This window comes from Gammaproteobacteria bacterium (assembly GCA_034522055.1).
In the GTDB taxonomy this organism is placed as follows: domain Bacteria; phylum Pseudomonadota; class Gammaproteobacteria; order JAABTG01; family JAABTG01; genus JAABTG01.
Map to the genome: position 1 here is coordinate 1,169,045 of JAXHLS010000002.1, position 23,721 is coordinate 1,192,765.

Genomic DNA, 23,721 nt, shown 5'->3' on the forward strand with positions numbered 1-23,721 from the left:
TGCCACCGGCCCCTGGATACCGGGGCAAGCCCGGCATGACGGTACGAACAGCGAATGCCGGCTCAAGCCCCGCATGACGGCAGGAAGGCGCCATGTCGAGGCCGGCTTGACGAAAGGAGGAGGACGCCGGAGGAGATTCGGAAGTGATGGTCCCGGGAGCCGCCTCAGGCGGTCTGGTAATCCCCGTAGAGCTTGGCGTAGAGGCCGCCGCTCTCCATGAGTTCGCGATGGCCGCCCTGTTCGATGATGCGGCCGCTCTCGAAGACGTAGACCCGATCCGCCTGCTTCACCGCCGACAGGCGGTGGGCCACGATGAGGGTGGTGCGACCCTCGAGGAAGCGGTGAAGGGCGTCGTGGAGCCGGGCCTCGGTCTCGGTGTCCAGGGCCGAGGTGGCCTCGTCGAGGATCACCACCCGCGGATCGGACAAGACCATGCGCGCCACCGCGAGACGCTGGCGCTGGCCGCCGGAGAGGCGCACGCCCTGGCGCCCCACCACGGTGTCCAGGCCGCGGGGCAACTCGGCCATGAAGTCCCGCAGCTGGGCGATCCCCAGAGCGCGGTGGAGTTCCTGGTCGGAAGCCTGCCGCCCCAGGGTGAGGTTGGCGCGGATGGTGTCGTTGAACAGCGCCGGATGCTGCAGCACCACGGCCACGTTCTCGCGCACCACGTCGAAGCCCACCTGCTCCACCGGCACGCCACCGTAGTACACGGTGCCCGAACGGGACGGGTAGAGTCCCACCAGCACCTGCACCAGGGTGGACTTGCCGCCGCCGCTCGCCCCCACCAGGGCCACCTTCTCGCCCGGCTGGATGCTGAGGGATACGCCATCCAGCACGCGCGGACCATCGCCGTAGGCGAAGGTCACATCGGCCACTCGTATACCCACGGTACGCCGGCCGGCGAAGGGGTCGCTGTGGCTGGGGTACACCGGTTCCGGCTCCAGGGTCAGCAGTTCGTTGATGCGCCCCAGGGCCGCCTTCGCCCCATAATAGGAATACTGCATGTTCAGCAGTTCCTGCACCGGGGACATCATGAACCACAGGTAGCCGAACACCGCCATCATCTGGCCCACGGACAGGTCGGAGAACACCACCATCAACATGCTGACGGCCCGAAATACCTCGAAGCCCAAGAGGAACACCAGGAATGACATGCGGTTGGCGGCATCGCTGCGCCAATGGAAGGTGATGCCGTGGTCCCTCACCTCTCGGGCCATGTCCACCACCCGCCCGAGATAATGGCGCTCGCGGTTGCTGGCCCGGATCTGCTGAATGGCGTCCAGGGCCTCCGTGAGGGACTCCTGGAACACCTCGAAGGCCTTGTTCTCGCGCTTCTTCAGTTCCTTGACCCGCCCGCCCAGCACCACGGTGAAATAGATCACCAGCGGGTTCATGAAGAGGATGAACAGCGCCAGGGGCCAGTGGATCCACAGCAGCACTACGGCGGTGCCGATGATGGTAAGCACGGCGATGAGCACCTTGCCGACGGAGGTGCCCAGGAACTCGTCCACCGACTCGATATCGGTGACGAAGTGGGAACTGACGCGGCCGCTGCCCATGGTCTCGTAGGAGGCTAGGGACACCCGCTCCATGCGCTGCAGCAACTCCCGGCGCAGGCGGTAGGTCACGTCCTTGGCGATGACGGTGAACTCGCGGGTCTGCCATACCGCCAGCATGGTAGCGCCGAAGCGCAGGCCCATGGTCACCACCATGATGGTGAGGATATAGAGCACCGGCCCGTGGAGTCCCGCCGGGAAAACGGCCTGGATGGCCCCCACGATGGCCCCCGGCTGGTCCAGCAGCACTTCGTCCACCATCAGGGGCATCAGCAGCGGCATGGGGATGGACAGGGCCGCTGAGATGATGGCGATGACGTGGGCGAACACCAGCTCGCGCCGGTGACGCAGGATCCCCTCCATGAGGTAGCGCCAGTCGTAACGGCGCTCGCCGGAGGCAGCCGGATCGTGGTCAGCCATGGGGATACCGACCGCAGGGCCATGGCAGCACCTGGGGGCCCCGGCCCATGGTGGGAAGTGTGCCGGGCAAGCGGCGCACGACAAGGCTGGACCCCGGGCCGCTCACGGCAGATGGAGGGTGAACACGCCCCCGCCAAGCCCCCCGCCATTGCCGAGTTCCATGGTACCCCTGGAACCCCGGTGCTCATGACCGGCCATCACCCGGGACGCGAAATAGAGACCGAGACCGGTGCTGGAGTTGCGGAAATTCATGGCATGGGCCTCGGGTCCCACCATCTCGATGATGGATTGGGGATAGCCCTCGCCATCGTCCTCCACCCGCATGGCCAACCACTCCCCCTCCAGCTTCGCGGACAGCCGGACCCGCCGCCGGGCATAGCGCACGAGGTTGTTGAGGGCATTACGCACCACGCCCATGACCAGATTGTCGTCGAACACCCACACCAGATCGTCGTCACAGTCGATGTCCACGGTGAGGCCGCCGGTGACAAACACGGACTCGAACTCGAAAAAGGCCTCGTGGAGAAAGTCCGCCACCGCCACCTGGCGCGGATTGACGGCGAATTCGCCCCGCCCCATGCGGTAGAGGGCCAGGAGTTGAACCAGGTGATTGTTCAGCCGGCGCGCCTCGGCCTGCACCGGATGGAGCTCCTGCTGCATCGCCGGCATGGTCGTTTCCACCCGTTGGCTAAAGCCGTCGATGGCGTTGATGAGCGTCCCCAGGGAGTTCTTCATGTCGTGGATGGTGGAGGCCAGGATGGTCTCGAAGTCGGGCCCGGGCGGCTGGTCAGTCATGGCAAACCGCCTCCTCAAGACCCGCCCGCGGCGGCGGCCAGCTTTTCCAGGCGCTCCCTGACCGAACGGTACTTGGCGTTGTCGGGGTCCACCTTCGCCACCCGTTCGAGGTAGCGCTCAGCCTCCGCGAGGAGCTTCTGATCTACGCCCTTGTCCCGCATCTCGATCACCAGCACCTGGGCGGCGTTGAGGTTCACCACGCGATTGGCCGGCATGCCCTCGGCGGCGTCCCGGAACAGGGCGATGGCCTCACCGAGCTTGCCGGCGCGGGCCAGGTCCACCCCCTCGTTGTTGAGGCGGATGAGCTGGTCCTGGGTGGCATCCACCATGGCGCTGCCCCGCTCCCGCAGCCCGGCCTCGGCGAACACCGATTTGACCTCCGCCAGCAGGGCCTCGTCCTCGTGATTGTTGCGTACCAGCTCCTCGAGGAGATGGGCTGCGGCATCGGCCTTGCCTTCTTCGAACAGGCGGCGGGCATCATCGAGGGACGAATGGCGCGCATCCGCCGGCTCGCCGGCGGCCGGTTCCACCGCCGCCAGGACGGCGCGCGCCTCATCCTCGCGCCCCATGGACTTCAGTACGCCCCCCTCCAGGAGTGCCGCCCGGCGGGCGTCCTCGGCGTTGGCTTCCACCCGGTGGATACGCTGCCCTTCCCGCAGGGCGCTGAGGGCGCCGCTATCATCGCCGGCGGAGTGGAGCGCCTCCGCGAGGCGCGTGTGATCCGACAACGACCGAAAGGATGAGTATCTGTTGAGCCGTACCACCGAGCGAAAGGCCTTGCCCGCCAGCTCGTAATCGGCATTCCCGTAGGCCAGTTCTCCCAGCGCCTTCTGGCGATGTACCGACTTGGGCGACAGGGCGGTAGCCTGGGCCAGCACCTGTTGCGCCTGGCGGGTGTTGCCGCGAGCCTTTTCCACCCGGGCCAACCAGTCGTAGGCCTCCATGGCGAGACGATTCGATGACACGAGTTCGGCGAAAATGTCATGGGCCTGTTCCAGATCGCCCATATGGAACAGGCAGATCCCCCGTCCCAGCTTCGCCCAGTGCAGCTCGCGGTGGGCCAGCACCTCGTCGTAGAGGGCGAGCGCACCGGCGTGATCACCCGCCTCCAGCAGCAGTCCCCCCTTGCGTTCCATGATCTCGAGGCCGTAACGACCCTTGTGGGCCAGCCCCTCGTCGCAGCGGGCGATGGCGCCCCGCACATCGCCGGCCGCCGCCGCCGCCTCGATGGGCGCGAACTCGGCCTTGCGAGCCATGGCCCTGTCGAGACGCAGTTTCAACGCGTTGCGGTTGAAAGGCTTGATGATGTAATCGTCGGGCTTGTGATCCACCGCCCCCAGCACCATGTCGATGCTGGTCTCGGCGGTGACCATGATGAACACCGCCGCGGGCTTGAGCAGCCGGCGCGCGCGCGCCTCCTCCAAGATCTGCTGGCCGTCCTTGGAATCGCCGAGGTTGTAGTCGCACAACACGGCGTCCATGGGGAACCGGGCCATCTCCTTGATGGCGTCCTCGCCATTGGCGGCCAACCTGACCTCCTTCGCGCCCATGGCCTCCAGCATCTGCCGGATGGCACGCAGCATGTCGTCGAAGTCCTCGACCACGAGAAAGCGCTTTTTCGTATAGTCTTCGGACATGGCAGATCCGTCGCAACTCTTATAAGGATAGGATACCCATGATGGGCCCGTGACGCAGCCGGCCCACGACACGGGCGTTCATGGCCCCTCCTCCCGCCCGGCATAGCGCCGGGTCATGGCGGCGAGGCGCGCGCCGAGGATGGCGCTGATATTCAAGTTGAGACGCGCCACGACGTTGGGAAAGAACTTGAGATCCTTACGGATCTTGTCGAAATCGAAGCGCAGGACGCTGACCGGGGTAAGGGCCCTGACGTCCGCGGTGCGCTCCGTCTCCTGCACGAAACCGATCTCACCGAACACCTGCCCCGGCAGCAGCACCGTAAGCCGGCGCTGGGCATCCTTGCCCCGGTGCATCACCTCCACCTCGCCGGACAGGAGGAGAAACATGCTGCGGCCCATCGTGCCCTGGCGCACCAGCAGCTCGCCGGCCTCGAACTCGTGGAGTTCGGAGATGAGAATGGCCTTGCGCATCTGGTAGCCGCTCATGCCCCGGAACAGGGGACTGTGCTCCAGCACCTCCCGCTGCATGGAGAAACCCAGGATCTGATACAGGCCCACGAGGCGTACCCGGGCCATGATGATGGGGGTGATGAGAAGATTGGCGAATACCGCGAACAGCATGGTGGCGGCCGCCAGGGCACCGAACTGGGCGATCACGGTGAACTCGGAGAACAACAACACCCCGAAGCCCAGGGCCAGGGCGATGCTGGTGGCCACCACCGGTGTGGCCTCCTCCCGCACCGTGGTGGCCACCGCCTCGTCGTAATCCGCGGTGCGGCGGCACAAGTCGTTGTAACGCGAAAACAGGTGAATGGTGCCGTCGATGGCGATACCGATGGCGATGACGGCCACCATGGCGGTGCCGGGATTGAGGGAGATGTCCAGCAGGCCCATGACCCCGAACATGAGGATGATGGGCACCACCGCCGGCACCAGGGCGATGAGCCCCCCCTTGACGGAGGTGAACATGACCGCCATGACCACGAAGATGGCCCCCAGCAGCATCGTCAGGGATTTCACCTGGGCCACCATGAGGGACTCGGCGGCGGCATTGACCATGAGGTTCTCCCCCACGACATGGGCCTCCACCCCGGGCCCCGCGATGTCCCGGGCCACCACCTTGAGTTCCCCGATATGGCGGTTCAGGGTGCTGGAGTCGCTGACCTGATGGCGCACCACGATGTTGGCTCTCTGGTAGTCGTGACTCAGGTAGCTGCCGAGTTCCTGGCGATGGAAAAACAGCAGGTACTGGGCCACCAGTTCGCGGCTGCCGGGGATGGTGGCGTAGTCCTCGTCGCCGCCGTGGTAGGCACGGTTGATCAGGGACAACAGGTCCACCACCGAGGTACTGCGATCGAAGATCCCCTGCTTGTCGAGGAAGGCTTGGATCTCCGCCAGCCGTTCGAGATTGGCCGGTTCCAGGAAGGCCTTGTCGCGGCGGGATTCCAGCATGATGTAGAACACCCGGGTGCCCGCCAGGTCCTGCTGCAGGCGGCGGCTGTCCGTCACCAGGGCGCGGTCGCCGCGGAAATAGGTCATGGGGTCGTTGGTGACATGGAGACCCTGGGCCTGGTAGAGGAAGAAGGCGCACAGCCCGGCCGTGAATACCAGCAGGGTGCGGGGCAGGTGGCGGTGGCCGAAGCCGAACACCCGCACCACCAGCCCGGTGAGCCCGCCGGGCCGGCCGCCCTCGCCCCACACCCGGCTGCGCCGGGGCCCCAGGGCCTGAAGCAGCAGGGGCACCAGCAATACCGTGATGAGGCCGTTGGCGAGGATGGCGAAGGACGCCGCGATGCTGAAATCCCGAATCAGACCGATGCCGCTGAACAGGTTGCTGGCGAAACCCAGGGCCGTGGTGACGACGGTGAGGACCAGCGGTGCCCCCATGTGGCCCATCATGAAGCCCACCGCCGCCCGCCGGGGCACCTCGCCGTCATGGCCCAGCCGGCGCAGATAGGCCGCCACCATGTGAGTGTCCTCGGTAGAGCCGATGACCACGACCAGGGAAGGCAGCATGGCACTCAGGATGTTGAGGGGGATCCCCGCCCAGCCCATCATGCCGAAGGTCCAGAGAATGGCGAGGGCCGAGGTGAGCAGGGGCACGAAGGCTGCGAAGCCGCTGCGCAGGAACAGCAGGATGGTCGCCACCAGCAGGCCCGCCGACAGCAGGCCGAGGCGGCGCAGATCGGTGAACAGGCTGTCCTGCAATTCGGCGGTGATGCGAGCCCCGCCCACCTGGAACACCTCAGAGAAGTCTTGGCGGGCGGCGTCCACCACCTCTTCCAGGGCGGCATGGACCCGCTGCCCCCCCCCCGCGGCGGGACCATCACGCCGCAGGGCGACCATGAGGGCCGTGCCGTGGCCGTCGGGCGCCAGCAGCCGGCCCACCGCCAGGGGGTTGGCCAGCGCCACCTCCCGAGCCCGATCCGCCACCTCCTGGGTCTGGGGCACCTCTTCGAGAAGGGGCTGCACGGTGAGTGTGTCTTCACTCCCATGGATGTCGCGGAGGGTGAACAGATCATCCACCGTGGCCACGAAATCGAGCCCCAGCAGCGCGTGATGCAGGCGCTCCAGGGCCGCCAGTTTCGCCGGCGTCCACAGGGCCGGGTCGCGCACATAGACCACGCTGCGCTGGTCCGATCCGAACTCATCCGCCACCCGCCGGTAAGCGAGACGATCGGGATCGCTGTCGGCGATGAGGCTGGAGAAACCGGTATCCACCTGGAGCCGGGGCAGGCCGGCAGCGGCGACGGCCGTGACGGCGGCGAGGAAGAACAACGCCCGGAAGGGGTGACGGGCCCCCGCCATCATGGACCTGCCGAGGAATCCCTGGGCATTCATCCCTCGCCATCCCCGGCGGGCGCCACGGCCGGGACGGCGGCGGTGTCTTCGATATGAGAATTGGTGAGCAGCCAGTCGGCCTCGAACAGCCGCGCCGGCACGTAGTCGCGGGAGAATACCCGCCGCAGCACCTTGATGAGGCTGCGATGGTCCCGCCGGTGGTCCTCCATGAGCACCATATCGGCCCGCCACATGTCACCGTCCACCGCCTTGAGGTCGAAACGGGTACGCGTCTTCTCCACCCGGCCGCGGCGGTCATAATAGTCCGTGCGCACGATGAACAGGTTGTCCTGGCGCAGAAAGTGGCGGCGCCGCGACACTCCCGCCGAGTCTTCGAGGAGCTCCGCCTCCACCACGTAGTGGGGCACCTCGCCGAGAGTCCGGTCCTCGAGCCGGCGGTAGCGGAAGGCATCACCATCCTCGGGCAACAGGTCCCCCACCGTGAAATCCGTACCCAACAGCCGGCTCTGGCGCGCCGCCACCGCGCCCCCCTTGAGGCGCGGGCCGAAGGCCGGCAGATAGAGGCCGGTGTCCCGGCTTCCGTCCGGCCCATGGATGGAGCGCAGGGCCACGCCGCGCACCTCCGGCGGGTCGTCGAACACCAGCAACAGGCGCAGGGTACCGTCCGCCTCGATGCGCGAGAAACGCCGCAGCCGGTAACTGACGCGGTGGCCGGCGGCATCGTCCAGAATCAGGGACTGCTCCTCGTAGACGTGGGGATAATGCTCATGGCGGCGGGCCGACTCCGCCATGATATCCGCCCCCGACCATTGCGGGGAGGCGACAGCGGCGGCGGTGGACAGCAGCAACACCGTGGCGCAAAAAGGGGCCAGGCTCAGGGGACGGGCCATGCCGTTCAGGCACCCGCCGGCCGGCCGCCGGCGGGGGAGGCGTGGCGGCGGATGGCCGCCGCCATGTCACGGCCGAGACGGGCGAACATCACGGCCATGGCCGCCACCGTGGTGTTGTAGTCCGCGCCGGGGACCAGGGGTGCGCTCTCGAGTTCGCTCACCCGCGTCTCCAGGGTGGTGCGGCCCGCCCCGTCCAGCACCCGCCACCAGGCCGCCAGGGCCACGCGCCGGTCGGGACCGCGCTCGAAACGGGTGATCTCCAGTTCCACCAGCAGATCGGCGTCGAGGCCCGCCCGGTGGGGAGGACCCGATACCCGGCTCGTGCCCAGCTCGCGGGACAGGTTCTGCACCATCACGCTCACCAGGTTCTTGCGCAGATTGCCCCCCCACTGGTGATACTCCGCCAACTCGAGGCGCTGGGGCGCGCTGCGGGTGACGATCTGGGGACGCTCCAGGTACTGGGGCAGCCGCAGCTCCAGCAGCTTCACCGTGAGTTCCGAAGCCGGCGCCGCCGGGCCGTCCGGTGCGGCCACCGCGTCCAACACGTAGTAGCGCACCGGCGGGGCCTGGGAGCCCATGCAGCCGCCGAGGACCAGGGCCAAGGCCAGGACCATAACCATGACGACCCACCAGGGCCCGGGCGGAGTGGAATGGCGGGTCATCACTGCCCCCCGGGGGGTTGCTTGCCGAAGAGGATGGACTGGGGGTTGCGCTCCAGCAGGTCCACCAGGTGGCGTATGGAACGGGCCATCTCCGCCAGCTCTTCCGTCATCTGGTTGAAGCGGTACTGGGCGGGCGAGTCCTGGGCCAGCACCTCGTTGAACAGGTTCATGGTGACTTCGATCCTCTCCAGGGCCTCGTGGCCGGAACCGAGGGCCTTCTCCATGTTGGCGGCGATGGGCTCGGCCCGGGCGTCCAGCTGGGTGAGGGTGCTGCGCAGTACCGCCAGGGTTTCGTTCAGCCCCCCCACCGCCTGCCGGGCATCGGCGGAATTCAGCAGCTGGTCGGCCCCTTCCAGGGCGCCTTGCAGGGCGGCACCTATCTTGTCCAGTTCCACCGCCTCCAGCTTGGCCAACACGCTGCGCAGGGAGCCCGTGAGCTGCTCCAGGCGGCCCGGGATAGTAGGCAGTTCCGGGATATCCTCCCGATCGCTCACCAGCCTCGGAGGCAGGTCGGGCCGCATGTCCAGCTCCACGAAGAGTTGCCCGGTCAACAGGTTCCCCATCTGCAGGCGGGCCCTCAGCCCTTGCTCCACCAGGGTCTGCAGCACCTGCTGGGGGTTCTGGTCTGCACCACCACCGCGGGCGATGACCCGCTCGGGTTCGATCTCGATGAGTACGGGGATACGGAAGGAGGTATCCCGCTGGTCGTACTCCAGGCGCACGTCCACCACTCGCCCCACCTTGATGCCCTTGAATTCCACGGGCGCGTCGATGGCCAGCCCCCGCACCGAGCCTTCGAAGAACAGCACGAAACGCACCTTCCTGGTATAGGTCTGCTCCTTGATGCGGGCGCGGCTCTCGTGGAGAGTAAACACCAGGCCGGCCACTTCCTCCGTGGCGGGCTCCAGGGTGTCGGGGGTGGCGAAGGCGATGCCACCGAACAGCAGGGACTGCACCGATTCCGTGCGCACTCTCAGGCCCTGGGCATCCACCGTGACATCCAGGCCGCTGATATTCCAGAAGCGGGTGTTGCCACGCACCATGTCCGAATAGGGGGCCTTGACGAAGGCGTGGATAAACACGTTCTTCTGATCGGAACTGAGTTCATAGCCCAACACCTCGCCGGCCAGGATCCCCTGGTAATAGAGGGGTGATCCGATATCGATGGACCCCAGCCGTTCGGCCATCAGCACCAGTCTCTTGCCCTCGTCCTCGGCGCGTACCACGGGGGGCGATTCGAGGCCATCGAAGTGGGTCTGAAAGGCACCGCGGCCCGGTTCGATCTCGATATAGGCCCCCGAAATGAGAGTGCCGAGTCCCGAGACCCCACGGATATCCAGCCGCGGCTTGACCACCCAGAAGCGGGTGCCACGGCGCAGGAAAGGCTCCGCCTCCTTCGCCATATCGGCGTGCACCACCACCGACTTGAAGTCCTCGGTGAAACGCAGGGACTGCACCACGCCGATCTCGATGTTCTTGTACTTGATGCGGGTCTTGCCGGCCTCGATGCCTTCCGCGGTCTTGAAGCCGATGGTGATCCGGGGGCCCTTCTCCGACAGGGTATCGACGATGAGCCAGCCGCCGATGAGGGCGGTGATGAAGGGAATCAGCCACACCAGGGACGGGCCGGAACGCGTCTTCACCCGCGGCGGCGGCATCCCCCCGGGCTGCTCCGTGCCGGCGGGCATGCTCATGGCCGGGGCTCCGCGTGGTCCCAGATGAGCCGCGGGTCGAAGCTGTGGGCCGCCAGCATGGTGAGCACTACCACGGCGGCGAAGAAGGTGACCCCGATACCGGGCACCACCAGGGCCAGGGCATCCATACGCACCAGGGCCGCCAGGATGGCCACCAGGAACACGTCCACCATGGACCACGCCCCCACCACCTCGGTCACCCGGAACAGCAGGGTACGATCCCGGGGCCGCCACGGCGAGGACCGCTGCACGGACACGAGCAGGAAGGACAGCACACCGAGCTTGGCGACCGGCACCACGATACTGGCGAAGAACACCAGTAGGGCCAGAGGCCACATGCCGTTGGCGATGAGTTCCACCACCCCCGACAGGATGGTGTTGGGCTCGCCGCGCCCCAGGCGGGTCACGGTCATGACGGGATAGAGGTTGGCAGGGATGAACAGCAACGCCGCCGACACCACCAGGGCCCAGGTGCGAACGATGGCGTCGTGCTTGCGAGCGTGCAGCGGACTGGCGCAGCGCGGACAGGACGCCCCCACGTCCGCCGGCGATACCAGGGCGCACACATGGCAGCCCACCAGACCGTGCTGTCGCGCCGACCCCAGGGACGGCAAGGGAATACCCGGGTGATGCAGGCGCGGCCAGATCACGCCCTCATCGAGATTGGCACTCGCCGCCGCCACCACCACCAGCAGGCCGGCATAGGCGTAAAGGGACACCCCGGGGACCACCGTGGCCAGATCCAGGAGTTTCACCACCGCCACCAGCAGCCCGAGCATGAACACCCCCACCAGGCTCCACGGGGCGACGGCTCTCACCAGTCGGTAGGCGACGGCCCGCCCCGGCGCCCGCCAGCCGGCCTGCACCGCCAGTAGCACATAGAGGGTCCCGGCGATGGTGACGAGGGGAAACAGGACGCTGGTAAGGAAGACCAGCACCCCCAACTCGGCCATGTCATGGCGCAAGAAGGCCCCGGCGGCCGAGATCAGGTGGGTCTGCTCCACCCGGCCGCCCACATCCAGGGCGATGATGGGAAAGGCATTGGCCAGCAGGAACAGCAACAGCGCCGCGGCGTACAACGCAGTCGCGCGTTCCAGACTGCGGGGGATATGGCGGTACAGCACCGCCGCGCAGCGCACGCACAGGGCCTTCGCCCCGGCGGGCAACTCCTCCACCCGGTGCAGGTAATCGCACTCCGGGCAGGCGATCACCCCCTCGGTGGTCTTGGTGGTGGATGAGGACAATGAATGCGTCGTTAGCGGCCCTTGGAAACGGGGATGTTAGCAGATGGGGCAGCGGCGGGCGGATGTAGGGTTTTCAACTATTCACCATTCCCCATTCACCATTCACTATTCACTTTTTACTATTCCCCATTCCCCATCCTTCCCCCACCTACGGGTCCACGAACACCCCATAATGATACGCGCCCTCGATGACGCCGCTGGTGTAGTAGCCGCTGAGGCCCTTGAAGCCGCCCCTGGCGAAGTAGACCCTGAGGTCGGGGTTGGCGGCGGCGGCGGCGCGCACCTCGGCCACCAGCTGCTCGTCGGCGTTGCGCACCAGCACCCCGGCGAAACCGGCGGTGAGGGGGAATACATCGTTGCCGCTGTCGCCGCAGAACACCACGTCCTCCTTGGCCTCGCCGTGCTGGCGAGCCACGTATTCCAGGGCGGTCTGCTTGGTGGCACTGCGGGGCAGGAAGTCCAGCAGCCCTTTGCCGCTCTGGGAATCGAAGCTGTAGATCACCACCTCGTCGAAACGGCCCTCGATGACGGCGTCCACCCGCGCCAGCACCTCCTCCCGGCGCTCATGGTCGACGTAGTAGCTCTGCTTGAAGGGCCCGCAATGCTCCCGCTCCTGCTCCACCAGCCCCTCTATGGCGGCGGCGGCCTCGCGCACCCGCCCGGCATCCCACGCCGGGCTGGTACGCCGCACGTGGTCCTCCCAGCCCGCATCGGGATGCCAGCCATCCCCATCGAAATGCCGTATGGAGGTGCCCACGTCGCCGATGAGGATATGGGGATGGCGGATGCCATACTCGGCGATGGCCGCCTCGGCCAGGGCCAGGTTGCGGCCCGTGACGTAGACCACCCGCACGTCATGACTGCGGGTGAGATCGTTGAACAGATCGATGGCGCCGGCATCGGCGGGCCAGCGGCCGTTGGGCAGCAGGGTACGGTCCAGATCGGTGGCGAGGATTGTCATGGCATGGCTCCGCGGGACAGGAATGGGCGGGGCGTCGGCATGGCCCCCCACAGCAGCTTCTGCCTCGCAGAGACGGAATCATCCTTCATGACAAGCCTCTTTTTGTTTCGGCAGCCCGGCGCCGGGCGTCCCATCGGATGACGCCAAGCGCGATTATCAAAAATACCGGCAAGGGCATTGTCAAAGCATTGCAAGGGCGGAAACGCGTTTCCCGGGGGAGACCCACGGCCCCTGGACTCTGGCGGCAGTTTCAGTCCCAGCGATCGTCCCTTACCCACACCATGTCGTCTTTCACCATGGTGGGAAAGGTGGCCACGGGCTCGTAGGCAGGGGCGCACAGCGCCTCGCCGCTGCGCACGCTGAACCGCGCGCCGTGACGCGGACAGACGATCTCCTCGCCGTCCAGCTCGCCATCATCCAGAGAGGAGTAGTCATGGGTACAGACGTCCTCGATGGCGAGGTACTCGCCGCCGATATTGAATACCAGCACCTCCACATCGTCCACGTCCAGGGCACGGCGGCTGCCGGGGGGGAAATCGTCTACGGGGGCTACTTGGATCCAGTCGGTCATGGGGAATACAGGGAATAGGGAATAGGGAATAGGGAATAGGGAATAGGGAATAGGGAATAGTAAATGTGATCAGCTTTAGAATCGAGCGACCTCCCGTGCCAGCTTCCTGGCTATTCCCTATTCACGATTCCCTATTCCCTCGCTTCTAGAACATCCCCAACTCCACCTGGGCCACCTCGGTCATGCGGTCGCGGGTCCAGGGAGGATCCCATACCAGTTCGACGTGGGCATCGGTGACGCCCTCCACGTCGCGGACGCGGTTTTCCACGATGCCGGGAAAGCTCTGGGCCACGGGGCAGCCGGGGGCGGTCAGGGTCATGTCGAGTTCCACCTTGCCCTCGTCATCCACCTCGCAGCGGTAGATGAGTCCGAGGTCGTAGATGTTCACCGGGATCTCCGGGTCATAGATGGTCTTGAGGGTCTCGATGACGGCGGTTTGCAAGGATTCGTTGGACATGGTTGTGTTGAGTGAATAGTGAATGGTGAATAGTGAATGGTCTGGCCGGGCCGTGCCGACTGATGGTCATTCAAGCTTCACGATTCACTGCTCACTCGCTTTCCTCCTGTTTGGTTCACTGCGCTTCAGGACGTCAGAGCCCCGGGCACCACGGCGTCTCAGATTCTCCAACATAGCTTAACTATTCACCATTCACTACTCACCATTCACTACTCACCATTCACCATTCACCATTCACTATTCACTATTCACTATTCACTATTCACTATTCACTATTCACTATTCACTATTCCCATCCCCATTCCCATTCACTGCTTTTCATCCAAGCAGCTCCCGCACCTTGTGCAGGCCGGCCACCAACGCATCCACGTCCTCCATCGTGTTGTAGACCCCGAAGGACGCACGGGCGGTAGCGCCGAGGCCGTAGTGTTCAAGCAGGGGCATGGCGCAATGGTGGCCGGCGCGGATGGCGATGCCGTTCTGATCCAGGACGCTGCCGATGTCCGAGGCGTGGGCGCAATCCATGGTGAAGGACACCAGGGCCGCCCGCTCGGCCGGCGCGCCCAGGATGCTGAGCCCGGGTATCTCTTCGAGGCGCGTCGTCGCGTACTCCAGCAACGACAGGCCGTGGTGCCACACCGCGTCCATGCCGATGGCATCCAGATAATCCATGGCCGCGGCCAACCCGACGGCGCCGGCGATATGGGGGGTGCCGGCCTCGAACTTGTAGGGAATATCCGCGTAGGTAGTCTCTTCGAAGGTGACACGGCGGATCATGTCGCCGCCGCCATGGTAAGGCGGCATGGCCTCCAGGTGTTCCGCGCGCGCCCACAGAGCCCCGATGCCCGTGGGGCCGTAGAGCTTGTGGCCGGAAAAGGCATAGAAATCGCAGCCCAGATCCTGCACGTCCACCGCCATGTGGGGCATGGCCTGGGCGCCGTCCACCAGCACCGGCACGCCCTTGCCCCGGGCCAGTCCGCACATGGCCTTGACCGGGTTCACGGTGCCGATGGCGTTCGACACGTGACCGATGGCCGCGAGGCGCGTGCGCGGTCCCAGACGTGCCTCGAAGCGCTCCAGATCGACGTCACCCGCGTCGTCGATGGGGGTCACCACGAGCCTGGCCCCCGTGCGTTCGCAGGCCAGCTGCCAGGGCACGATGTTGGCGTGATGCTCCAGTTCGGTCACCAGCACCTCATCACCGGGGCCAAGCCGCGGCACGGCGAAAGCCGTAGCCACCAGATTGATGGCTTCGGTGGCTCCGCGCACGAAGACTACCTCCCGCGCATCGGCGGCGTTCATGAACTCCGCCACCCGCGAACGGGCGCCATCGAAGGCCCGGGTGGCCCGCTCCGCCAGGGTGTGGATGGCCCGATGGACGTTGGCGTAATCATGGCGATAGAAATCCGCGATGGCACTGATCACCGCCTCGGGTTTCTGGGCCGTGGCGCCGCTGTCCAGATACACGAGAGGCCTGCCATTCACCTCCTGATGAAGGGCCGGGAAATCCGCGCGGATACGCGCCACATCGAGGCCGCCATGGCTCATATGTTCAGCAGTGGCGCCCATGGGACTCAGAGGATCTCGGCCAGGGACTCGGCCGCCGGGACGCGCCGCACCAGCACTCTTTCGAGGTAGTCACGCACCGGCGCCAGGGACATGTGGCCGATGATGTCCTGGGCGAAGCCGTAGGTGAGCAGACCCCGGGCGGCTTCCTTGTCTATACCCCGGGAGCGCAGATAGAACAGCATGTCGTCGTCCAGTTGGCCCACCGTCGCGCCGTGGCTGCACTTGACGTCGTCGGCGTAGATCTCCAGCTCCGGCTTGGCATCCACCTCGGCGTTGTGGGACAGCAGCAGGTTCTTGTTGGACTGCTGGGAATCCGTCTTCTGGGCGTCCTGGTGGACGTGCACCCGGCCGTTGAACACACCCCGGGCTCGGCCGCCGATGATGCCCTTATAGAACTCTCGGCTGGTGCCGTGGGGCTTGGCGTGTTCCACCGTGGTATGGAAATCCACGTGTTGCTTGCCGTCCGCCACGTAGAGGCCGTAGAGGTTGCACACCGCACCCTCGGCATCCAGCACGGCGTTGATGTCCTGACGCCCCAGCAGGGCACCGAAGGACACGGCGTGGGAGGTGAAGCGGCTGTCCCTGTCCTGATGCACGTCGAGAGCGGCGACGTGAAAGGCCTTCAGGCTCTCCTCCTGGAGCTTGTAGTGCTCAAGCTCGCTGTTGGCCCCCAGCACCAGTTCGGTGGCGTTGTTGGTGAGATAACCGCCATCGCCCAGGGCCACGTAGCTCTCGATGATCCTGCCGGAGCTGCCCTCCTCCGCGACGATGAGATTGCGGGTATGGGCCGCGAATTCCCCACCGTCCTCGGTGGACACGAACAGCAGATGCACCGGCCGCCCGGCCTCCACGTCGCGCGGCAGGTGGATATAGGCACCATCCAGCATGAAGGCCGCGTTCAAGGCGGTGAAGGCGTTGCGCTTCATGTCGCCATAGTGGGCCAGGTGCCGTTCCACCAGGGCCGGCTCGTTCTTCAGCACGGCGGCCAGGCTCTCCATGCGCACGCCACACTCGTTAATGGACGACAGGGCGCCCGCGTAGCGGCCGTTGACGAAAACCAGGCGGTCACACTCCAAACCCTCGAAGAGAAAGGGTTCGAGCTGCTCCGCGGTGACGGGCGCGCCCGCTGCCGGGATGCCGAACCTGCGCTTCTCGATGGCGGCCACGCGGGTGTATTTCCACTGCTCGTTGCGCGGGGTGGGAAAGCCCACCTCGGCGAAGCGCTCGATACCCGCATCGCGGATACCGTCCAGCCAGGGCTGACCGCGGCCCGGCAAGGCCGCCGCCTCAGTTTCGAAGGCATTCAGATAGTGGTCCACCGCACTCACGCCGCGACCTCCTCTTCGAGCACCCAGCCATAACCCCGTTCCTCGAGTTCGAGGGCAAGGCTGCGGTCACCCGACTTGATGATGCGGCCCTCGGCGAGCACATGGACGTGATCGGGCACGATGTAGTTCAGCAGGCGCTGGTAATGGGTCACCATGACGATGGCCCGCTCGTCGCTGCGCAGGGCGTTGACGCCGTCGGCGACGATCTTCAGGGCATCGATGTCGAGCCCCGAGTCGGTCTCGTCCAGCAGCGCCAGTTTGGGCTCCAGCAGGGCCATCTGGAAGATCTCGTTACGCTTCTTCTCGCCGCCGGAGAAGCCCTCGTTCACGGCACGCTTCATGAGGTCGTCCTTAAGATGCACCAGCTTCATCTTCTCGCGCACCAGCTTCATGAAGGCCACCGCGTCCAGCTCCTCCTCGCCGCGATGCTTGCGGCCCGCATTCACCGCCGCCTTGAGGAAGTAGCTGTTATTGACGCCGGGGATCTCCACCGGGTACTGAAAGGCCAGGAAGATACCGTCCCGGGCCCGCTCCTCGGCCTCCATCTCCAGCAGGTTCCTGCCCTCGTAGGTGATGGTGCCGCTGGTGACCTCGTAGCCGTCCCGGCCGGCCAGCACGTGGGCCAGGGTGCTCTTGCCCGAGCCATTGGGGCCCATGATGGCGTGCACCTCGCCCTTTTTCACATCCATGGTGATGCCGTTGAGGATGGGCTGACCCTCTACGCTGACGTGCAGGTCTCTGATCTCAAGCATTGCTAGTCGCCTTTGGTTCTCGTGAATTGCGTGGGTAAATGCCATCGGGCCCGGGCTCAGCCGACGGCCCCTTCGAGGCTGATACCCAGCAGCTTCTGGGCCTCTACCGCGAACTCCATGGGCAGCTCCTTCATCACCTCCTTGCAGAAGCCGTTGACGATCATGGAGACGGCGTCCTCCTCGGAGATCCCCCGCTGCTTGCAGTAGAAGAGCTGGTCCTCGCCGATCTTGGAGGTGGAGGCCTCGTGCTCCACCTTGGCCGTGGGATTCATGGCCTCGATGTAGGGGAAGGTATGGGCGCCACAGCGGTTCCCCACCAGCAGGGAGTCGCACTGGGTGTAGTTGCGGGCGTTGTCCGCGCCCTTGCCGAAGCGCACCAGGCCGCGATAGGCCTGCTCACCCTGCATGGCCGAGATGCCCTTGGCGATGATGGTGCTGGTGGTGTTGCGGCCGATGTGGACCATCTTGGTGCCGGTATCCGCCTGCTGGTGGTTGCTGGTGAGGGCCACGGAATAGAACTCGCCCACGGAGTGGTCGCCCTTGAGCACACAGCTGGGGTACTTCCAGGTGATGGCCGAGCCGGTCTCCACCTGGGTCCAGGAGATCTTGGAGCGGTCGCCGCGGCACTCGCCGCGCTTGGTGACGAAATTGTAGATGCCGCCGCGGCCGTTCTCGTCGCCGGGGTACCAGTTCTGCACCGTGGAGTACTTGATCTCGGCATCCGCCATGGCCACCAGCTCCACCACCGCGGCATGGAGCTGGTTCTCGTCGCGCTTAGGCGCCGTGCAGCCCTCCAGGTAGCTGACGTAGCTGCCCTCCTCCGCAACGATGAGGGTGCGTTCGAACTGGCCCGTGTTCTGGGCGTTGATGCGGAAATAGGTGGAGAGTTCCATGGGACAGCGCACCCCCTTGGGGATGTAAACGAAGGAGCCGTCGCTGAACACCGCGGAATTCAAGGCCGCGAAGTAGTTGTCGCCCTGGGGCACCACCGCGCCCAGATATTCCCGCACCAGTTCCGGATAGTCCTTGAGAGCCTCGGAGATGGAACAGAAGATGACCCCCACCTCGGAGAGCTTCTTGCGGAAAGTGGTGGCGACCGAGACGCTGTCGAACACCGCGTCCACCGCCACGCCCGCCAGCATCTTCTGTTCCTCCAGGGGGATCCCCAGCTTCTCGTAGGTCTCCAGCAGGCGCGGATCCACCTCATCGAGGCTCTTGGGACCGTCGTCCTTGGATTTCGGTGCCGAATAGTAGGAAATAGACTGGAAGTCGATTTGCGGGTGCCTGACATGGGCCCAGCTCGGCGGGGTCATTTTGAGCCAGTTACGGTAGGCCTCGAGACGCCAGTCGAGCATCCACGCGGGCTCGTTCTTCTTGGCGGAGATCAACCGGATGACATCCTCGTTGAGCCCCGGCGGCACCGTCTCGTTCTCGATGTCGGTCACGAAGCCATGCTGGTATTCGCGACGAACCAGGTTTTCAACTTGCTCGCTTGTGGCACCCATTCACCTTCTCCTGCAAAGACTGCTGTTAATAGTTGACTATTTTACTAAGGATTGATCATCCCCTGTCAACAACCCCGGATCAAACGGACTCGTTCATCGAGTCTTCACGCGGGCTTACCATGCCCGTGACATCGAGGTGCACGTACTGGTGTTGCGGACCGTGGACCATCTCCGCGACGCTCACCCGCTCCAGGGCATCGAGAATGGCGGCGTTGATGAGTTCGAAATTCGCCCGCGCGTCACAGTGGGATTCCTGCTCGCAATGACCCACGGCGCTGATGCACTCCGTCAGGGCCACCGGCCCCTCCAGGGCATCCACCACGTCGGCGATGCTGATGTCCCCGGCGGCACGGCTCAAGCGGTAACCACCCTTCGCGCCCCGCTCGGAAATCACCAGGCCCGCCCGCCCGAGCCCCTTGAGCAGCTTGCTCACCGTGGGAGCGGCGATGCCGGTGCGGGCCGCCACCTCGCTGGCGGACAGCAAATCCGTGGCCGCGCGCGCCAGGCAGGCACTCACGACGATGCCGTAATCCGTCAATTTACTGAGCCGCAACATGGAGTTGGAATAGCGCTCCGATTCGAATGAGGACGAATATAGTCCCTTTTCGAATAGAGGACAACATTAGTCCTATATGGGTTTTTGCGCCTGCGAACGAGGCAGTGGATTCTAATGAGGCCAATAGCCGCACCACCCAATGCCATGCCCCTTCCCGGGGGCCGCATCAGGGGGCGCGGTTCACTCCGTCCTCGGTCAGAGCCGCTCCGGCAGGTGCTGGCGGATATCCCCCGCACTCAGGCGCGTGACGTTCTTGGGGATCTCAGCGTTGATGGCGCCGCTCACCGGCTTGCCGAGATTGTGGCGCAGGTCGCCCAGAAAGGAGGGCGCCGCCACCACGTAGAGACGCTCGAAACGCCGTTCATTGTGAGCGCTGTCGAGATACTGGGAAACGTGCTTGGCGAAGCGAATGCCCTCCTGGCGCTTGGGGTCCTCCTCATGTCCCATGGAATGGCCGTTGCCGCCGTTGCCGCCGGAGTTGCGGCCCGGCCGCCGATCGGCGGTGAGGTCCTGTTCGTGGAGACGGCTCTCCGTGTGAACGAGGGTTTCCACTTCACTCAGGGGGCCGCGGGGTTTGTCGGCTTGAAAGATTCTTGCCCGGGAGGTGTCGGCAACCAGCACCCAAGTCTTTTCCATGTTCGCTCCTCAGTGTCTTGGAAATGGAGGCCCCGGACATGCCAGGGCCGGCGGAAGCGCTTGGTTGAACTCTAACACATGGGGCTTTGAAGCCCGTAAGATCCCCGCACCCTTTCCCCAGGCCCGACTCCATGTCCCATCGCCCCCCGCGCCTGCTGGTTCGCAAGCTCTCCAGCGCCGTGCTCCACGAAGTGTCTTTCGAACTCGCGGCCGGCGAGATCGTGTGCCTGCAGGGGCCCTCGGGGGCCGGCAAGAGCCGCCTGTTGCGGGCCCTGTGCGACCTCGACGAGAACCGCGGCGAGGTGCGTCTGGACGACACGCCGCGGGAGGCCATCGAGGCTCCTCAGTGGCGCCGGCTGGCGGCCCTACTGCCGGCCGAGAGCAGCTGGTGGGAGGAGACGGCCGGCGCCCACTTTCCCCGCCCACCGCCCTATCCACCCGAAGACCTCGGTCTCGAGGCCGGGATCCTCGGCGAGCCGGTGGCGAGGCTGTCCAGCGGCGAACGGCAACGGCTCGCCCTGCTGCGGGTGCTGGCCCTCGATCCGCGGGTGCTGCTGCTGGACGAGCCCACCTCGAATCTCGATGCGGAGAACGGACGGCGCATCGAGGATCTGGTGCGCCGTCACGCGGAGGCCACGGACGCCAGCGTCCTGTGGATCACCCATGACGCGGCCCAGGCCGCCCGCGTCGGGCGACGCACCCTGACCATCGACGCCGGTACCCTCGGTTGATGTCGTTCATCCATCTCAGTACCGCCGATCTCGCCATCGCGGCGGCCCTGGTGGCCCTGCTGGCCCTCCTGGGTCCAGTGCGGGCGGCGGGCCTCAGCCGCCAGTTGGTGGTAGCGGGCGTGCGCACCGCCGTCCAGCTCACCATCATCGGCTACGTCCTCAAGGCCCTGTTCGGCAATGTCAGTCTGCTGTTAGTGGCGTTGCTGGCGGCGGTGATGCTGGGCGTCTCCGGCTACGAAGTACGGGCACGCCAGCAACGCGGCTTGCGCGGCTGGTGGGGATACGGCAGCGGCGCCATCGCCATGTTCATCTCCTCGTTCTCAGTCACCGTGTTCGCCCTCGTGGTGCTGGTGGGTGCCCAACCCTGGTACACCCCCCAGTACGCCATCCCGCTCCTCGGCATGCTGCTCGGCAACACCATGAACGGCGTGGCCCTGGGACTCGACCGCCTGACTCAATCCGCCTGGGAGCATCGGAACGCCATCGAGGCCCGTCTGATGCTGGGTGAGCCCTGGGAGGTGGCTATCGCCCACTACCAGCGCCAGGCCCTGCGCAGCGGCCTCATCCCCATCATCAACGCCATGGCCGCCGCCGGCGTCGTCAGTCTGCCGGGCATGATGACCGGGCAGATCATGGCCGGTGCCCCCCCTGTGGAGGCGGTGAAATATCAGGTGCTCATCATGTTCCTCATCGCCGGCGGCAGCGGCCTGGGGACCCTCGCCGCCATCTGGCTGGCCAGCCGGCGCCTCTTCGACCACCGCCACCGCCTGCGCCTGGAGCGCCTGCGTGGTGGGAGATGAGTACCCACCAACGCCACCTTGCGGCCCGCGGCCCGCGGCGTGGATGAAAAACATCCCTTGGCCCGAGACGCGCAGGGCGCGATCGTGGCCAAGGAGGGCTAGAATGGAAAAAACCTGAACCAGTGAAAGCGGTCATGACGCAACGAACACGAAGGGCTATACCGCGCAACCGGACGGCGCTTTTCGCCCTCTCCGGCATGCTGATGGGCAGCGCGGCGGTCGTCGCGGAGCCCACGGCCTTCGACCTGCCCGGCGAAGCCGAGGTCTCCTGTGCCGCCGAAGACGGCGGATTGCGCTGCCGCTACCGCCTGTCACCGCCGGGTCAGTCCGTCACCACTATCCGTGCCACCCTGGACGACGAGGTCTTGGAGGTGGACGACATCACACCCTATCCCGGCGAGGACGCCCGCTCCACCATCCTGATCCTGGTAGATACCGGCACTACCGAGCAGCGGTCGCAATTCGCGGACAAGAAACGACAGATCGAGTCCATGCTGGAGAAGGCGGCGCCTCATCAGCGTTTCGGCCTGGCCGTCATAGACACCGATTTGCGCCTGCTGGAGTTGCCGGTCCATGATGCCGAAGACATCATCGGCGCCCTGCCGCGGCTGGAACCCAGTGACCAACCGACGGAGCTCTACCGCACCACCCTCATCGCCGTCAGGCTGCTGGCCAAACAACCGACCGATCGCAAGGGCGTGATCATCGTGTCCGACGGCCAGGCGGACGACACGGCATATTTCGCCCGGGATGTGATCGAGGCCGCCCGCACCGGCGATGTCGTCGTCAACAGTATCGGTTTCGCCGCCACGCCCCACGAGTCGACCCATCTGCAGAGCCTGCGGCGCCTGAGCGATGAGACCGGGGGCGACTTCGTCGCCGCAGATGATGAGGGCGCCCTGCCGGCCTCATTCCTCGAGGCCCCCTTTCGCGCGGTGGACAATGGCGGCACCTTCCATATCCGCAACCCGGACGGCACACGGCGCTCCGGCACCCTGGACATTCAAATCGACACGCCCGCGGGGACTCACGCCCACTCCGCCCAGGTCACTCTCGGGACCCCTCCGGCACCCGTGTCGGCCCCGCAAAGCCCCCCTCAGCGACCAGCCGCTCCGCGCTTGGAACCCGAGGGGGGAGCCTCCCTGCTCGACCTCGCTCTGCTCGGCGGTTTCCTGGCGCTGTTCGGCATCGTCGCTTATGTGCTGGTCAGGAAGATCAGGTCGGCGCCCGATAATGAGGTGACCAAGAAATCCAAGGCGCCCCCCTTCGAATCCGGGGAGACCCCGCACCACGGCGTGCTGGAGCATGTACTGGAGCCCGGCCGGTCCCCCATCCCGCTGTGGGGGGTCACCTTCCGCCTGGGTCGCAACGCCGACAACGATATTCGCCTCGAGGACAACTCCGTATCCCGGCACCACGCCCAGATCCATCGCGGTCCGGATGGCGCCTACGTGGTCTCGGACCTCAATTCCCTCAATGGGGTATTCGTCAACGGGCGACAGGTACAGAGCAGTCAGCTCAAGGAGGGCGACAAGCTCGAGATCGGCGACGTGGCCTTGATGTTCCGTCTCGATTCCCCGGGGGCCGGTGAGGCCTCGGATGGCGAGGACCTCAGCGCCACCCAGAAAGGGTGGTCGCCCTACCCATGAAATGGCTTTTGCCGGCCTATTGGCTAGCGGTCCGGACGGCGGCTGCCCCGGCAGCCGCCCCGGCGTAACGGGGCGTCAGCCCTCAAGCAGGGCGTCCCGCACCTTCTGGAGCCTCGTCTTGACCTCCGCTCCCAGTTGGGCGAGTTCCTCACGCTGTACGATACCGAGCACCGCCTGGGGATCCATGAAAGCCACCACGACGCGCCCATCGTCGTCTTCCCGCACCACCACGTTGCATGGCAGCAGCAGGCCGATATCCGGCTCCGCCTCGAGGGCCTGGTGGGCCAGGGGCGGGTTGCAGGCACCGAGGATGCGGTAGGGCCGGCGGTCGATATCGAGCCTCTTCTTGAGAGTCGCCTTGACATCGATATCGCTCAAGACCCCGAAACCCTCGGCCTTCAGGGCCTCGGTGACCCGCTCCACGACGTCATCGAAACCGCCATCCACGTGTATATCAAAACCGTAATTCGACATGATTCGTCCCCTTGGATTCGCGTTTGGATTGC

At 65.7% G+C, this 23,721-nt stretch carries 21 protein-coding genes; 3 read left to right on the top strand and 18 right to left on the bottom strand.

Annotation, left to right across the window (positions count from 1 at the left end; genetic code table 11):
- Nucleotides 1–164: 164 nt before the first annotated feature.
- The 17 genes from U5S82_05685 to U5S82_05765 form a co-directional block, all read right to left on the bottom strand.
- Nucleotides 165–1,919, bottom strand: a complete 1,755-nt coding sequence (locus U5S82_05685) for an ABC transporter ATP-binding protein (protein MDZ7751148.1) — start codon at nt 1,917–1,919, stop codon at nt 165–167.
- A 159-nt stretch (nt 1,920–2,078) separates the two neighbouring features.
- Nucleotides 2,079–2,771, bottom strand: coding sequence for a HAMP domain-containing sensor histidine kinase (locus U5S82_05690; protein MDZ7751149.1), 693 nt, complete (start codon nt 2,769–2,771; stop codon nt 2,079–2,081).
- Between the two features lie 14 nt (nt 2,772–2,785).
- Nucleotides 2,786–4,408, bottom strand: coding sequence for a response regulator (locus tag U5S82_05695; GenBank protein ID MDZ7751150.1), 1,623 nt, complete (start codon nt 4,406–4,408; stop codon nt 2,786–2,788).
- A gap of 78 nt (nt 4,409–4,486) precedes the next feature.
- A complete protein-coding gene (locus U5S82_05700) occupies nt 4,487–7,249 on the bottom strand; it encodes an efflux RND transporter permease subunit (protein ID MDZ7751151.1) in 2,763 nt (920 codons plus the stop codon).
- The gene (locus tag U5S82_05705) at nt 7,246–8,100 is read right to left on the bottom strand and encodes an outer membrane lipoprotein-sorting protein (protein MDZ7751152.1); all 855 of its coding nucleotides are present in this window, start codon (nt 8,098–8,100) and stop codon (nt 7,246–7,248) included. Before U5S82_05705 ends, U5S82_05700 begins: the two co-directional genes overlap by 4 nt.
- Before the next feature lie 5 nt (nt 8,101–8,105).
- Complete coding sequence (locus tag U5S82_05710; GenBank protein ID MDZ7751153.1) at nt 8,106–8,720, bottom strand: PqiC family protein; 615 nt, start codon at nt 8,718–8,720, stop codon at nt 8,106–8,108.
- A 41-nt stretch (nt 8,721–8,761) separates the two neighbouring features.
- Nucleotides 8,762–10,456, bottom strand: coding sequence for an MlaD family protein (locus U5S82_05715; GenBank protein MDZ7751154.1), 1,695 nt, complete (start codon nt 10,454–10,456; stop codon nt 8,762–8,764).
- On the bottom strand, nt 10,453–11,700 hold the full coding sequence (locus tag U5S82_05720; protein ID MDZ7751155.1) for a paraquat-inducible protein A: 1,248 nt from the start codon (nt 11,698–11,700) through the stop codon (nt 10,453–10,455). The genes U5S82_05715 and U5S82_05720 overlap by 4 nt, the downstream gene beginning before the upstream one ends.
- A 148-nt stretch (nt 11,701–11,848) precedes the next feature.
- Nucleotides 11,849–12,661, bottom strand: coding sequence for an HAD-IIB family hydrolase (locus tag U5S82_05725; GenBank protein MDZ7751156.1), 813 nt, complete (start codon nt 12,659–12,661; stop codon nt 11,849–11,851).
- Between the two features lie 250 nt (nt 12,662–12,911).
- Entirely contained in the window at nt 12,912–13,232 is a 321-nt protein-coding gene (locus U5S82_05730; protein ID MDZ7751157.1) for a non-heme iron oxygenase ferredoxin subunit, read from the bottom strand.
- A gap of 145 nt (nt 13,233–13,377) precedes the next feature.
- A complete protein-coding gene (locus U5S82_05735; GenBank protein MDZ7751158.1) occupies nt 13,378–13,689 on the bottom strand; it encodes an SUF system Fe-S cluster assembly protein in 312 nt (103 codons plus the stop codon).
- A gap of 318 nt (nt 13,690–14,007) precedes the next feature.
- Nucleotides 14,008–15,258: a cysteine desulfurase gene (locus U5S82_05740; protein ID MDZ7751159.1), complete on the bottom strand. Its 1,251-nt coding sequence runs from the start codon at nt 15,256–15,258 to the stop codon at nt 14,008–14,010.
- A gap of 5 nt (nt 15,259–15,263) precedes the next feature.
- The gene (sufD, locus tag U5S82_05745; protein MDZ7751160.1) at nt 15,264–16,586 is read right to left on the bottom strand and encodes a Fe-S cluster assembly protein SufD; all 1,323 of its coding nucleotides are present in this window, start codon (nt 16,584–16,586) and stop codon (nt 15,264–15,266) included.
- On the bottom strand, nt 16,583–17,338 hold the full coding sequence (sufC, locus tag U5S82_05750; GenBank protein MDZ7751161.1) for a Fe-S cluster assembly ATPase SufC: 756 nt from the start codon (nt 17,336–17,338) through the stop codon (nt 16,583–16,585). The genes sufD and sufC overlap by 4 nt, the downstream gene beginning before the upstream one ends.
- Nucleotides 17,339–17,394: 56 nt before the next feature.
- Entirely contained in the window at nt 17,395–18,843 is a 1,449-nt protein-coding gene (sufB, locus tag U5S82_05755) for a Fe-S cluster assembly protein SufB (protein MDZ7751162.1), read from the bottom strand.
- 79 nt (nt 18,844–18,922) lie between these two features.
- Nucleotides 18,923–19,399, bottom strand: a complete 477-nt coding sequence (locus U5S82_05760) for an SUF system Fe-S cluster assembly regulator (GenBank protein ID MDZ7751163.1) — start codon at nt 19,397–19,399, stop codon at nt 18,923–18,925.
- Between the two features lie 195 nt (nt 19,400–19,594).
- Nucleotides 19,595–20,035: a host attachment protein gene (locus U5S82_05765; protein MDZ7751164.1), complete on the bottom strand. Its 441-nt coding sequence runs from the start codon at nt 20,033–20,035 to the stop codon at nt 19,595–19,597.
- A 131-nt stretch (nt 20,036–20,166) separates the two neighbouring features.
- Here U5S82_05765 and U5S82_05770 point away from each other — a divergent pair, with 131 nt between their 5' ends.
- From U5S82_05770 to U5S82_05780, 3 genes are all read left to right on the top strand, one after another.
- Nucleotides 20,167–20,766 (top strand): ABC transporter ATP-binding protein, encoded by a 600-nt coding sequence (locus U5S82_05770; protein ID MDZ7751165.1) that lies wholly within the window; start codon nt 20,167–20,169, stop codon nt 20,764–20,766.
- Nucleotides 20,766–21,566, top strand: coding sequence for an iron export ABC transporter permease subunit FetB (gene fetB, locus U5S82_05775; protein MDZ7751166.1), 801 nt, complete (start codon nt 20,766–20,768; stop codon nt 21,564–21,566). The genes U5S82_05770 and fetB overlap by 1 nt, the downstream gene beginning before the upstream one ends.
- A 134-nt stretch (nt 21,567–21,700) precedes the next feature.
- Nucleotides 21,701–23,215: an FHA domain-containing protein gene (locus U5S82_05780; protein ID MDZ7751167.1), complete on the top strand. Its 1,515-nt coding sequence runs from the start codon at nt 21,701–21,703 to the stop codon at nt 23,213–23,215.
- A gap of 75 nt (nt 23,216–23,290) precedes the next feature.
- Here the strand turns inward: U5S82_05780 and U5S82_05785 are convergent, their stop codons facing one another.
- Nucleotides 23,291–23,689, bottom strand: a complete 399-nt coding sequence (locus U5S82_05785; protein MDZ7751168.1) for a DUF302 domain-containing protein — start codon at nt 23,687–23,689, stop codon at nt 23,291–23,293.
- Nucleotides 23,690–23,721 lie beyond the last annotated feature (32 nt).